Origin of the sequence: Burkholderia sp. HI2714 (assembly GCF_002223085.1) — a bacterium.
Lineage (GTDB): Bacteria > Pseudomonadota > Gammaproteobacteria > Burkholderiales > Burkholderiaceae > Burkholderia > Burkholderia lata_D.
On the sequence record NZ_NKFM01000053.1, the window covers coordinates 35,715 to 48,992 of the forward strand.

A 13,278-nucleotide genomic window follows, 5' to 3' on the forward strand; every position below is an offset into this window, starting at 1 on the left:
GGGCTCCTATCGGTGAATCGGTGACGCCTCACGGGCGTTTCGGTTTCGACTTCCTGCACGCTCGCGCATCGCCGTGGCGACGCATTTCTTCAGTAAGCGCCGCCGACGCGATGCGTCGCGACGTAATGATCGGGGCCGACCGCGACGAGCGGCGCGACGGCGGGCTCGTCGCCGACCGCGCGGATCGGGCTCGGGATTTCGTCCGCCGCCAGCTGGCGCGGCGCATGCCTGCGTGCCGGATCGGCCACCGGTACCGCGCTCATCAGCTTCTTCGTGTACGGGTGCTGCGGCGCCTCGAACACCGCGCGGCGCGGGCCGATCTCGACGATCTGGCCGAGATACATCACCGCGACACGATGGCTGATGCGCTCGACCACCGCCATGTCGTGCGAGATGAACAGGTACGCGACGCCGAGCTCGCGCTGCAGGTCGAGCATCAGGTTGACGATCTGCGCCTGCACTGACACGTCGAGCGCCGACACCGATTCGTCGGCGATCACGACCTTCGGGTTCAGCGCGAGCGCGCGCGCGATCGCGATCCGCTGGCGCTGGCCGCCCGAGAATTCATGCGGATAGCGGCGCGCGGCCTCGGGCGGCAGGCCGACCTTGTCGAGCAGCCAGTCGACGCGCGCCTGCGCTTCGCGGCCGCTCGCGACGCCGTGCACGAGCAACGGCTCCATGATCGAGAAGCCGACGGTCAGGCGCGGGTTCAGCGACGCGAACGGATCCTGGAAGATGAACTGGATGTTCCGGCGCAGCGCCTGCAGGTCCGGGCCCTTCAGCGCACTGATGTCGCGGCCGTCGAACTCGATCGAGCCGCTCTGCGATTCGACGAGGCGCAGCAGCGAGCGGCCGGTGGTCGACTTGCCGCAGCCCGATTCGCCGACCAGCGCGAGCGTCTCGCCCGCGCGCAGTTCGAAGCTCACCCGTTCCACCGCATGCACGTATTGCGACACGCGGCCGAACACGCCGCTCTTCACCGGGAAGCGCGTCACGAGATCGCGCACGCGCAGGATCGGCGACGCGGACGGATCGACGGGCCGCTGCGCAGCGTCGTTCGCCGCGGGTGCGGGCGACGCCGCCGGTGCGGCCGCGTTTGCGCCGTCAACCTTCAGCAGCGGGAATTTCTCGGGCGCATCGGTGCCCTGCATCGAGCCGAGTTTCGGCACGGCCGCGAGCAACGCGCGCGTGTAGCGATGCTCAGGCGCCGCGAAGATGCGATCCGATTCGCCCTCCTCGACCTTCTCGCCGCGATACATCACGAGCACGCGGTCGGCCACTTCGGCCACCACGCCCATGTCGTGCGTGATGAAGATCACGCCCATGTTCATTTCGTCCTGCAGCCCGCGCACCAGTTGCAGGATCTGCGCCTGGATCGTCACGTCGAGCGCGGTCGTCGGCTCGTCCGCGATCAGCAGCGACGGCCGGCACGACAGCGCCATCGCGATCATCACCCGCTGCCGCATCCCGCCCGACAACTGGTGCGGATAGCGCGCGAACACGCGGCGCGCCTCCGGGATGCGCACGAGTTCGAGCAGCCGCAGCGTTTCCGCGCGCGCTTCCGACGTGCTTTTCGACTGATGCAGCGCGATCGCCTCGCTGATCTGGTCGCCGACGGTGAACACCGGGTTCAGCGACGTCATCGGCTCCTGGAAGATCATCGCGATATCCGCGCCGCGAATGCCGCGCATCGTCGCGCCGCTGGCCTGCGCAAGATCGACAATCGCGCCGCCGCGCCGGCGGAACGCGATCCGGCCGTTCGTGATCGCACCGCCGCCGTGCTCGACGAGCCGCATCAGCGCGAGCGACGTGACCGACTTGCCCGAGCCCGATTCGCCGACGATCGCGAGCGTCTCGCCGCGGTCGACGTGAAACGACACGTTGCGCACCGCGTCGAACGTCGCGCCTTCGCGGCGGAACGTGACCGACAGGTCGTCGACGGCCACCACGCGCTGCTCGGGCAGCACCAGGCCGGACGGGTTACGGCTCGAAGTCATCGTGGGTCTCCTCCTCGTGCGGTCCGGAATCAGGCCGTGTCGTCGTCGCGATAGATGCCGACCACCGGCGCTTCGCCGACGCGCGCATAGCCGCGGTACATCCCTTCGGTGTTGAACGGCATCGCGACGTTGCCCTGCGCATCGACCGCGATGATCCCGCCGCGGCCCGCGAGTCGCGGCAGCTTGTTCATCACGACGTCGTTTGCGGCGTCGGCGAGCGATGCGCCGCGATACGCGATCTGCGCGGCGACGTCATGCGCGGTCGCGAGCCGGATGAACATCTCGCCGGTGCCCGTCGACGACACCGCGCACGTTGCGTCATCCGCGTAGCAGCCCGCGCCGATGATCGGCGAATCGCCGACACGCCCCGGCTGCTTGTTCGTGATGCCGCCCGTCGACGTCGCCGCCGCGATGTGGCCGTGCTGGTCGCATGCGACCGCGCCGACCGTGCCGTGCTTGCGGTCCGGATCGAGCGGTTCGGCCCGCTGCTGCTGCGACGGTGATGCACCGAACGTGAACGTCGCCGCGTCGTGGTCGAGCATGACGCCCGCCGCTGCGCGCGCCTTGACCCACTGGGCGCGACGCGCCTCGGTGTCGAAGTAGCCCGGTTCCGCGAGTTCGAGCCCCTGCGCGGCCGCGAACGCATCGGCGCCCTCACCGGCGAACAACACGTGCTCGCTCGCTTCCATCACGCGCCGTGCGGCCAGCACCGGATTGCGCACGCGCGTCGCGCAGCAGATCGCGCCGGCGCCGAGCGTCGCGCCGTCCATCACCGCCGCGTCGAGCTCGTGCTTGCCTTCGGCCGTATAGACGGCGCCGCGCCCGGCGTTGAACAGCGGGCAATCCTCGAGCATCCGCACCGCGACGGTGACGGCGTCGAGCGCGCTGCCGCCATCGGCCAGCACCTGCTGCGCGGCCGTCAGGATGGCGGTCAGTTCGGCACGGTACTGACGTTCGGTGTCGGAATCCATCGCCTCGCGCAGGATCGTGCCTGCGCCGCCGTGAATCGCAACGATCGCGGGTGAAGTCATGTTTTTTTCGGACGGTGAGTAGAAGGGTTGGCGGCCGGCAGCGTCGCTTGCGGCTGGACGAGCCACGGCAGCAGGAATTCGGTCATCTCGGCCGCGGATTTCGCGGACCGGTGCGTGCGCAGCGCGACCGCGTCGATCAGCGCCTCGATCATCGCGAGCACGGCCGCTTCCGACGTCGCCGCGAAGCGCCGCTCGGCCGTGACGTACAGGTTCAGCGACGCGATCGGCGCAAGCGGCGATTGCGGGCCGTCGGAGATACCCAGTACGCGTGCACCGCGCGCTGCCGCGCGCCGGGCCAGTTCGATCGTGTCCTTCACGTAGCGCGGAAACGCGAGCGCGATCACGAGATCGCGCGAGTCGGCCGTATAAAGCCGCCGCGCCGCGTGCGACGGGCCGCCGAGCAACGCGAGCGACTGCACGTTGTCATGGCAGACGGACAGCCCATGCTCCATCAGTCCGGTCAGAAACGCGCTCGATCCCGCACCGAGGATCAGCACGCGCCGCGCGCCGACGATCGCCTCGACCGCGGCCTCGACATCGGCTGCGTCCAGTTGCGCGCGCGTGTTCTCGATGTTCGCGACGGCCTGGTCGAATACCGCGTCGATCCACGCCGCACCACGCACGCCGGGCTCCTGCTCCTGCGCGGAACGCAGCCGCTCGACCGGCCCGAGCGTCGCCTCGAAGCCACGCACGAGCGCCGCGCGCATCGCCGGATAGCCGTCGAAACCGAGCGCCTTCGCGAAGCGGTTCGCGGTCGCGATCGACGCGTTCACGGCCTGCGCGAGTTCGTCGATGCGCATCGTCGCCGCGCGGAACGGATTCGCGAGCACGAATTCGCCCATGCGGCGGTGGATCGGCGTCATCAACGGCATCGCCGACGCGATCCGCTCGGCAATCGCGGGTTCGTCGTAACTGGCGTCGTGCGGAGCGAGAGGCGTCATGCGAAGGGTTGTTGCAAGGATGATGAAAATGAATTTACACAACTCCCGCCTCGAAAAGAAATAAATTTTCATCAGGGTTGTCACGCTCCGCCCCGCGCCTTTCGATCACCCGACGCTCGCACAGCCCCGCCGCACGGGCCTTCAGCGCGTGATCGCCGTGCGTCGCCCTGCACGCCGCGTGATCTCGCTCATCGGGAAAACCCCGAGCAAGTTCGTTCGAATGCAATTTCACGTTGACCGGATTCGAATTCGAACATAGGATGTTCGAAAATGATCAGTCGTCAGATAACATGCAGCTTCACCGACGACGAAATGTTCGCTTGAACACCATGATTCCGATGAAATCCGGGAAAAATGGCGCCCATCAAGATCGGACATCGTACAAATAAAGCGAAACAGGCCATCCCGAACGGATGGTCGTCATGGATCGGACCGGCGCCACACGCCGGCCCTGCCCGACAGGAGACAGCAGTGAAGACAGTCAAGGCGTTGCGCTGGTGGATCATCGTGCTCGTATGTCTGGGCACGATCCTCAACTACCTCGCACGGAATTCCCTCGCGGTGCTCGCCCCCGAGCTGAAGCAGGTCTTTTCGATCTCGACGCAGCAGTATTCGTACATCGTCGGCGCGTTCCAGATCGGTTACACGATCATGCAGCCCGTGTGCGGCTTCGTCGTCGACCTGATCGGGCTGCGGCTCGGGTTCGCGCTGTTCGCGATGCTGTGGTCGGTGGTCGGCGTCGCGCACGGCTTCGCGTCGGGCTGGCTGTCGCTCGGCATCCTGCGCGGCTTTCTCGGGCTGTTCGAAGCCGCCGCGATTCCATCGGGGATGAAGGCGGTTGCCGAATGGTTTCCCGATCGCGAGAAATCCGTCGCGGTCGGCTATTTCAACGCGGGCACGTCGCTCGGTGCCGCGATCGCACCGCCGCTCGTCGTGTTCCTGTCGATGCGGTTCGGCTGGCAGGCCGCGTTCATGGCCACCGGCGCGCTCGGCTTCGTGTGGGCCGCGCTCTGGTACGCGCAGTACCGGTCGCCGGCCGACCATCCGCGCATCACGCCGCAGGAGCGCGCGCTGATCCGCGACGGCCAGGCGACGATGCCGCCCGTGTCGAAGCGTCGTATTCGCGACGTCGTCACCGCGCGGCGCTTCTGGGCCATCGCGCTGCCGCGCTTCTTCGCCGAACCCGCGTGGCAGACCTTCAGCTTCTGGATTCCGCTGTATCTCGCGACCGAGCGCCACATGGAACTCAAGCAGATCGCGATCTTCGCGTGGATGCCGTTTCTCGCGGCCGACCTCGGCGGCATCGCGGGCGGCTACCTGTCGCCGTATCTCGCGAAGCGGTTCGAGCTGCCGCTCGTATGGTCGCGTGTCGCGGGCATCGCGCTCGGCGCGGTGCTGATGCTCGGGCCCGCGATGATCGGGCTCGTCGCGTCGCCGTACACGGCCATCGCGCTGTTCTGCGTCGGCGGCTTCGCGCACCAGATGATCTCCGCGCTCGTCAACACGCTGTCGGCCGACGTGTTCGATCCCGAGGAAGTCGGCACCGCGAGCGGCTTCGCCGGGATGGCCGCGTGGATCGGCGGCCTCGGTTTCTCGCTGCTGGTCGGCGCGCTCGCCGACAAGATCGGCTATGCACCGCTGTTCGCGTGCCTCGGCCTGTTCGACATCATCGGCGTCACGCTGCTCGCGGTGCTGATCCGCGGGCAGTCGAAGCAGGAACGCCTGCTCGCCCGGCACGCCTGACCTTCGCCCTTACCAGGAATCGCACTCATGACTTCGCTTCTTCATCCGCCCGTGTTCCGCGTCGCCGGCCAGCACGCGAACCGTGTGCTGCTCGCGTCCGAGGCGGGCGCAACCGTCGAGATCTTCGTGCTCGAGGACGACATCGTGCGGGTGCGTGTGCTGCCCGATGCGACGGCACGCAACCCGCGCACGTGGTCGATCGCGCCGGGCCTCGACGACGTGCCGCTCGACGGGCGCGACCGCCTCGATCTCGACGGCTTCGCGCTGCCCCCCTATACGCTCGTCGAAGACGACGATGCCGTGTGCATCGAGACCGCGCAGATTCGCGTCGCGGTCCGCCGGCAAGGCGGCCATTGCACGTGGTCGATGCGCGGCGCGGACGGCACGTGGCGCGTCGCACTCGCCGACCGTGCGACGCAGGCGTACAACTTCGGCTGGTGGGACGATCGTGCGTATCACTACGTCGCCCGCGAGCGCGGCGACAAGGTATTCGGCCTCGGCGAACGCGCGGGCGAGCTCGACCGCACCGGCGCGCGCTTCGAGATGCGCAACATCGACGCGATGGGCTACAGCGCGAAGCACACCGACCCGCTGTACAAGCACATTCCGTTCACCATCACATGGTCGCCCGCTGCCTGTGAGGGGTTCGGGCTGTTCTACGACACGCTGTCGGACTGCGCGTTCGACATGGGCCGCGAGCTCGACAACTATCACGGCCCGTACCGCTATTTCGTCGCCGAGCACGGCGATCTCGACTACTACTTCATCGCGTCGCCCGACACGCCGCTCGCGGCCGCGCGGCGCTTCACGTGGCTCACCGGGCGCCCCGCGCGCACGCCGAAATGGGGGCTCGGCTATTCGGGCTCGACGATGAGCTACACCGATGCGCCGGACGCGCAGCAGCAGATGAACCAGTTCGTCGAGCAATGCGACACGCACGACATCCTGTGCGATTCGTTCCACCTGTCGTCGGGCTATACGTCGATCGGCGCGAAGCGCTACGTGTTCAACTGGAACCGCGACAAGTTTCCCGATGCGAAGGGCTTCGTGAAGCATTACCGCGACCACGGCATCCGCCTGTGCGCGAACATCAAGCCGTGCCTGCTGCGCGACCATCCCGCATTCGAAGACGCGGCCACGCGCGGGCTGCTGATCCGCTCGGCGTCCGGCGAGCCGGCATGGGTGCAGTTCTGGGACGAGGTCGGCGCGTATCTCGACTTCACGCAGCCCGACGCGTACCGCTGGTGGCGCGAGCAGGTCACGTCGGCGCTGCTCGAATACGGGATCGAGTCGACCTGGAACGACAACAACGAGTACGAGATCTGGTCGCCCGACGCGATCGCGCACGGCTTCGGCCAGCCGTATCCCGCGCGCGAAGCGAAGGTGCTGCAGACGATGCTGATGATGCGCGCGTCGCGCGACGCGCAGCGCGCGCATGCGCCGGCGCAGCGGCCGTTCCTCGTCTCGCGCTCAGGCGGCGCCGGCATGCAGCGCTATGTGCAGACCTGGTCCGGCGACAACTACACGTCGTGGGAAACGCTGCGCTACAACCTGAAGATGGGCCTCGGGCTCGCGTTGTCCGGCGTGTCGAACATCGGCCACGACATCGGCGGCTTCTCCGGGCCCGCGCCGTCGCCGGAACTGCTGCTGCGCTGGGTGCAGTTCGGCATCTTCATGCCGCGCTTCAGCATCCACTCGTGGAACGACGACGGCACCGTCAACGAACCGTGGATGTATCCCGAGATCACCGCGCAGATCGCGTCGCTGATCAAGCAGCGCTACCGGCTGCTGCCCTACCTCTACCACCTGCTGTGGCTGTCGACCGCGCGCTACGAGCCCGTGCTGCGGCCGACCTTCGCCGATTTCCCCGGCGATGCGCGCTGCTACGACGAATGTGACGACATGATGCTCGGCGACGCGCTGCTCGTCGCGCCGGTCGTCGACCCCGGCCTGACGGCGCGCACCGTCTACCTGCCGTCGGGCGCGCGCTGGATGTGCTGCACGAGCGCGCAAGCGTTCGACGGCGGCGCGAGCGTGACGCTGCCCGCGCCGCTCGACTCGCCGGTGATGCTGCTGCGCGAGGGCCGCGTGCTGCCGCTGAACGTCGCGGAACAGCATTTCGGCGCGCGTGCCGACACGCGCGGCTTCCTCGTCGCGCCGCGCATCGAGGATGGCGTCACCTACGGCGAATGCGTCGAGGACGATGGCGAGACGGAAGCATGGCGCGACGGCGAATACGGGCTGTGGCGCATCGAGACCGGCCGCGAAGCGTCGGGCACGCTCGGCGTATCGGTGCGCTGGGACGGCCGTCCGGCACGCCCGGCCGACCGCGTCGAGATCCTGTTGCCCGCGTCGCTGCAAGGCCCGGTCGCCGTACGCGGCGCGCACGTCGAGCAGGATGCGCAGGATGGCGCATGGCGCCGCCTCGTCGTCGCATTCGACAGCTGAACCGCGTCACCCACGCAAGACGGGCCGTTCACGCGGCCCGCCGCCCGCCATAGAGGAGGCGACCGAGCCTCCCGCTCACCTTGAAAAGATGAAGAGATCTGGAGATCGTCAATGAAAGCACCCGTCAACCGCTATGCAATCCTCATTTTTTCGGCCGCATCGCTCGGCACGACCACCGCGCACGCGCAGAGCAGCGTGACGCTGTACGGCGTCGTCGACGATTCGCTCGCGTACGTGAACAACCAGCAGGGCCACTCGAACGTCTACATGCGCGACGGCAACCTGTATGCGTCGAAGTTCGGGCTGCGCGGCGACGAGGATATCGGCGGCGGCACGCATGCGATCTTCGACCTGCAGTCCGGCTTCAACCTGAACAACGGCGCGCAATCCGCTGCCGGCCTGATCTTCAATCGCCAGGCGTTCGTCGGCCTGCGCAACGATCACTACGGCACGATGACGGCCGGCCGCCAGTACACGCCGTACTTCCTGTTCGTCGGCCCGTACGCGTCGAGCAGCTGGCTGACCGGCGCGACGGGCGCGCATCCGGGCGACATCGACGGCCTCGACACGACGATCCGCGTGAACAATTCGGTTACCTATACGTCGCCGACCTTCGCCGGGCTGACCGCGAGCGCGATGTATGCATTCGGCGGCATTGCCGGCGCGACCGGCAAGGGCAACACGTTCAGCGCCGCGCTGCGTTATGCGAACGGGCCGATCGGCATCGCGGCCGGCTACCTGCGCATCAACAGCTCGGGCTCGTCGGCCGGTTTCCTGAATCCGGCGACCGCCGCGTCGGGCAGCTTCGCGGTATCCGTGCTGAACCAGGGCTATCTGACCGCGAAGGCCGTCGAGCAGGTCGCGGCGGCCGGCAACTACACGCTCGGCGACCTGACGATGGGTCTCAACTACTCGAACGTGAAGTACCTGCCCGGCAACGGCTCCGCGTTCACGGACACGGTCGTGTTCAACACCTACGGCGCGCTCGCCGCGTACCGCTTCACGCCTGTGTTCTCGGTGGCCGGCGCGTTCGCGTACACGCTCGCATCGAAGGCGAACGGCATCAACAGTGCGGCCCGCTACCAGCAGGTTTCGCTGAAGGAGTCGTACAGCCTGTCGAAGCGCACGACGCTCTATGCGCTGCAGGCGTACACGCATTCGAGCGGACAGACGCTCGGTGCGCAAGGCGCCGGCCACGTGATCGACGCGGCACCGATCGTCGGCGATTCGCAGCAACTCACACCGTCGACGACGCGCGGCCAGTTCGTCGGCATGGCCGGGATCGCCGTCACGTTCTGAACCCTCGCGGCAGCGCCTTCGGCGCGCTGCCCCTGCCCCGCGCGACACGCATTTCGCGCATTCCATGCGTGCAGTCCGGGCGCCTGGCACACGGCAGCCGTGGCGTTTTAAGCGGCTCGTCCGCCCGCCGCGCGAACCGCGCGGGTTTTCTCGATCCCCCCGACACCTTACAATTCGTCAGGTTTTCCTTTCTGCATGCCCCTTCTTGCAGTCCTGACACCGCGGTACACTCGACGCACGCCGTATCAGGGTCCGACGCGCGACACACGCGCCGGGCGGCGTCGCGCCTCGTTGCGCCCACAACTGGATGCCAGTCATGCCAGATTCCCGTCCCTCGCCCCGCACGACGTTCAAGCCGCAGGTCGTCCTGCCCGCGCTCGCGGTCATCGGCGCACTGCTCGTCGTGTGCGCGCTGCACCCGAACGAAGCCGGCGCGCTGTTCTCCGCCGGCCAGCAATGGGTCATCGCACGCTTCGACTGGTTCTACGTGCTCGCCGTCACCGGCTTCCTCGTGTTTCTCGTGCTGATCGCCGCCAGCGACTTCGGCAACATCCGGCTCGGCCCCGACGACGCCGAACCCGAATTCAGCTTCGTGTCGTGGACGGCGATGCTGTTCGCGGCCGGCATGGGCATCGGCCTCATGTACTTCGGCGTCGGTGAGCCGATGCAGCATTTCCTGAAGCCGCCGACCGTCGACCCCGGCACGCCCGCCGCCGCGCGCGAGGCGATGCTGATGACGTTCTTCCACTGGGGCTTCCATGCGTGGGCGATCTACGGGCTGATGGGGCTCGTGCTCGCGTATTTCGGGTTCCGCTACAACCTGCCGCTGACGCTGCGCTCGGGGCTGTATCCGGTGCTGCGCGAGCGCATCAACGGCTGGATCGGCCACACGGTCGACGCGTTCGCACTGGTCGGCACGGTCGCCGGCATCGCGACGACGCTCGGCTACGGCGTGATGCAGATCAGCGCCGGCCTGCATACGGTCGTGGGCTGGGACACCAGCGGCAACGCGTTCCGCATCGGGCTGGTCGTGCTGGTCGTGCTGCTCGCGGGTGCTTCCGCCGCGAGTGGCCTCGACAAGGGCGTGCGGCGGCTGTCCGAGCTGAACCTGCTGCTTGCGTTCCTGTTGCTCGCGTTCGTGGTCGTCGCGGGACCGACGTCGTTCCTGCTGCGCGCGCTCGGCGACAACATCGGCCAGTACCTGTCGCATCTCGTCGACCTGTCGTTCCGCACCTATGCGTACGCGTCGCCGCGCGAGGAAGGCTGGTTCGGCGGCTGGACGATCCTCTACTGGGCGTGGTGGGTGTCGTGGTCGCCGTTCGTCGGCATGTTCATCGCGCGCATCTCGCGCGGCCGCACGATCCGCCAGTTCGTGATCGGCGTACTGCTCGTGCCGACCGCGTTCAACCTCGTATGGATGACGGTGTTCGGCAACAGCGCGATCTGGCTCGATACGCACGGCGCGGCCGGCGCGCTCGCGCAGACGGCCACCAACGTCGACGCGCTGCTGTTCCGTTTCTTCGACTTCCTGCCGCTATCGCAAGGACTGTCGATCGTCGCGATCGTGCTGATCGCGGTGTTCTTCGTCACGTCCGCCGATTCGGGCGCGTTCGTGCTCGACCAGATCGCGACGCGCGGCAACGCGCACTCGCCCGTGTGGCAACGGCTGTTCTGGGCCGCGCTGCTCGGCGTGACGGCCGCGGTGCTGCTCGTCGCCGGCGGGCTCGGCGCGTTGCAGGCGATGACGCTGATCGCCGCGCTGCCGGTCGCGATCATCATGCTCGCGCTCTGCTACGGGCTGTGGCGCGGGCTCGCGGCCGACCGCGTGCACTATTCGCAGGACGTCGCGCCGGCAACGAGCTTCTGGACCGGCCAGCACTGGCGCCACCGCCTGACGCACATCCTGCGGCAGACGACCGAAGCCGAAGCGCGCCAGTTCGTCGCCGAGACGGTCGAGCCCGCGTTGCGCAAGGTCGCCGACGAGCTGCGCGCGAGCGGCGTCGATGCGAACGTGCAGCGCGACAGCGACGATGCCGTCCGGCTCACCGTGCCGACCGCCGACCACCGCGATTTCGTGTACGGCGTGCGCGTGACCGTGAAATCCGCGGCCGCGTTCCTGGTGCGCGAGGCAGCCGAGCCGGAAGCGGAACGGGCACACGTGTACGGGATCGTCACGTTCTTCGAGGACGGGCGGCTCGGCTATGACGTCGAATACCTGCGCGGCGACGAAGTGATTGCCGATGTGCTGCGCCAGTACGAACGCTACGTGTCGCTCGCGGCCGACAAGCGTACGCATCTGCTGAGCCGCGCGCCGGGGCATGCGACGGAGGCCGAATGAACGCCGCCCTTGCCACGCCGGGGCGGTTCGCCATCCACGATGGAGCCGCACCATGACCGGACTCCTGCAAAGCCGCGCCTCCGACGTCATCGCGCTCGGCACGCTCGCCGTGCTCTACCTCGGCGGCGCCGGCATCGCGCTGTGGCGAATCCGGGCCGCGGCGCCCCGCGGCAAGGTCTACTGGATCGTCTGCGCGGCGCTGCTCGTCGGCGGCGCCATCGCGATGGGCATCAACCTGTCGCCGATGCCGGACACCGGAGACATGCCGCCCGGGTTTGCACTCGGCGTCGAAGCCGTCCTGCTGGGTCTCGCCTTGGTCGCCGGCGGTTGCGCGTGGTTGATGCTGCGCGCGCGGCGACACTGACGCGCGTGCATTACGCGGCGCGGCTTCGTCCCGCGCGAACGGCCACGCGCGGGGCGAACCGGCAGGCCCTTCCTTGACCCACCGCTCTACCGCAACGCGTTACGCGGACGGTGCCCGCGCCGTCACGAGCCAGCATGCCGCGTCGAAGCGCACATCGGCACCCTCCACGTAAGGCGCGAACGCCGCACGCATCGTGTCGACCACGCGCCGCCGCGTTGCCTCGTCCACCTCCAGCAACGCCAGCCCGACCGGGCCCAGCCGCGAAGTGTAGTCGTCCAGCGCGGAAGCAGGCAGCGCGCACGCCGGATCGACCGGCTCGATCGCGATGTCCGCCCAGCCGCTGTCCGACAGCACCGACGCCATTCGCTGCCGGTCGCCGAACGCGAATTGTCCCGGCGCGCCGGGCCGCCGTGCGGGCAGGTTCGGCAGCAACGGCGCGGCGGCCCGCTCGGCAATCGTCATGAACGGATTGTCGGCCGCGCTGCGCCATGCGATGAACCGCATCTGCGCATTCGGCCGCGCCGCATGCCGCAGATTCGCGAACGCCCTGACCGGATCGTCGAAGAACATCACACCCAGGCGCGACACGATCAGGTCGACGCTCGCGGGCTCGAACGCATGGGTCTGCACATCCGCGCGCACGAAACGGGCATGAATGCCGCTGCGTTCGGCGCGCGCCTGCGCGGCGTCGATCATCCGGGCCGAGATGTCGATGCCCGTGCATTGCGCGTCAGCCCCTAGCCGCCGCGCGATCGCGAGCGTGACCGCGCCCGTGCCGCAGCCGACGTCGAGCACGCTGCGCGCGGACGACGTGGCCGCCGCATCCACGAGCAACTTCTCCAGCGGCTCGAACATCCGGTCGATCGGCGCCTGCGTGTCGACCCAGGCACGCCCCGACGGGCCGTTCCAGAGCGCGGATTGTTCGTCATTGGGCTGGCTGGTTTCCATCGTCGAATCCCCCTTCTGGTTCTTTCATCGTGCCTCGCACTTTGCTGCTTCAAGCCGGCTTGAAGTCAAGGCCCTCCGGCCGCGACCTGCCATCGCGATATCGATGCCCGGCCCGTATGCAAGCGCCCCCGTCTTTTCATATTTCTTACATTCGCGCTGCGTATCGTTG

Annotated in this window: 9 protein-coding genes; 5 read left to right on the top strand and 4 right to left on the bottom strand. The window is 68.1% G+C overall.

Annotated elements, in window-relative coordinates:
• Positions 1–89: 89 nt before the first annotated feature.
• Genes CFB82_RS26940 through CFB82_RS26950 form a run of 3 tightly spaced genes read right to left on the bottom strand, consistent with a single transcriptional unit; the run spans position 90 to position 3,969 of the window.
• Positions 90–1,997: a dipeptide ABC transporter ATP-binding protein gene (locus CFB82_RS26940; RefSeq protein WP_089485991.1), complete on the bottom strand. Its 1,908-nt coding sequence runs from the start codon at positions 1,995–1,997 to the stop codon at positions 90–92.
• Between the two features lie 29 nt (positions 1,998–2,026).
• Entirely contained in the window at positions 2,027–3,028 is a 1,002-nt protein-coding gene (locus CFB82_RS26945; RefSeq protein ID WP_089485992.1) for an isoaspartyl peptidase/L-asparaginase family protein, read from the bottom strand.
• On the bottom strand, positions 3,025–3,969 hold the full coding sequence (locus tag CFB82_RS26950; RefSeq protein WP_089485993.1) for a MurR/RpiR family transcriptional regulator: 945 nt from the start codon (positions 3,967–3,969) through the stop codon (positions 3,025–3,027). The genes CFB82_RS26945 and CFB82_RS26950 overlap by 4 nt, the downstream gene beginning before the upstream one ends.
• A gap of 471 nt (positions 3,970–4,440) precedes the next feature.
• Between CFB82_RS26950 and CFB82_RS26955 the strand changes: the two genes are divergently transcribed.
• From CFB82_RS26955 to CFB82_RS26975, 5 genes are all read left to right on the top strand, one after another.
• On the top strand, positions 4,441–5,712 hold the full coding sequence (locus CFB82_RS26955) for an MFS transporter (RefSeq protein ID WP_069251358.1): 1,272 nt from the start codon (positions 4,441–4,443) through the stop codon (positions 5,710–5,712).
• Between the two features lie 27 nt (positions 5,713–5,739).
• Positions 5,740–8,160, top strand: coding sequence for a glycoside hydrolase family 31 protein (locus CFB82_RS26960; protein ID WP_089485994.1), 2,421 nt, complete (start codon positions 5,740–5,742; stop codon positions 8,158–8,160).
• Positions 8,161–8,271: 111 nt separating this feature from the next.
• Positions 8,272–9,459, top strand: coding sequence for a porin (locus CFB82_RS26965; protein ID WP_089485995.1), 1,188 nt, complete (start codon positions 8,272–8,274; stop codon positions 9,457–9,459).
• A gap of 316 nt (positions 9,460–9,775) precedes the next feature.
• Positions 9,776–11,797: a BCCT family transporter gene (locus tag CFB82_RS26970; protein WP_089485996.1), complete on the top strand. Its 2,022-nt coding sequence runs from the start codon at positions 9,776–9,778 to the stop codon at positions 11,795–11,797.
• Between the two features lie 52 nt (positions 11,798–11,849).
• A complete protein-coding gene (locus tag CFB82_RS26975; RefSeq protein ID WP_069251354.1) occupies positions 11,850–12,161 on the top strand; it encodes a hypothetical protein in 312 nt (103 codons plus the stop codon).
• A gap of 99 nt (positions 12,162–12,260) precedes the next feature.
• On the opposite strand, the gene CFB82_RS26980 is transcribed toward CFB82_RS26975, so the two are convergent.
• A complete protein-coding gene (locus tag CFB82_RS26980) occupies positions 12,261–13,109 on the bottom strand; it encodes a class I SAM-dependent methyltransferase (protein ID WP_089485997.1) in 849 nt (282 codons plus the stop codon).
• Positions 13,110–13,278: the final 169 nt, after the last annotated feature.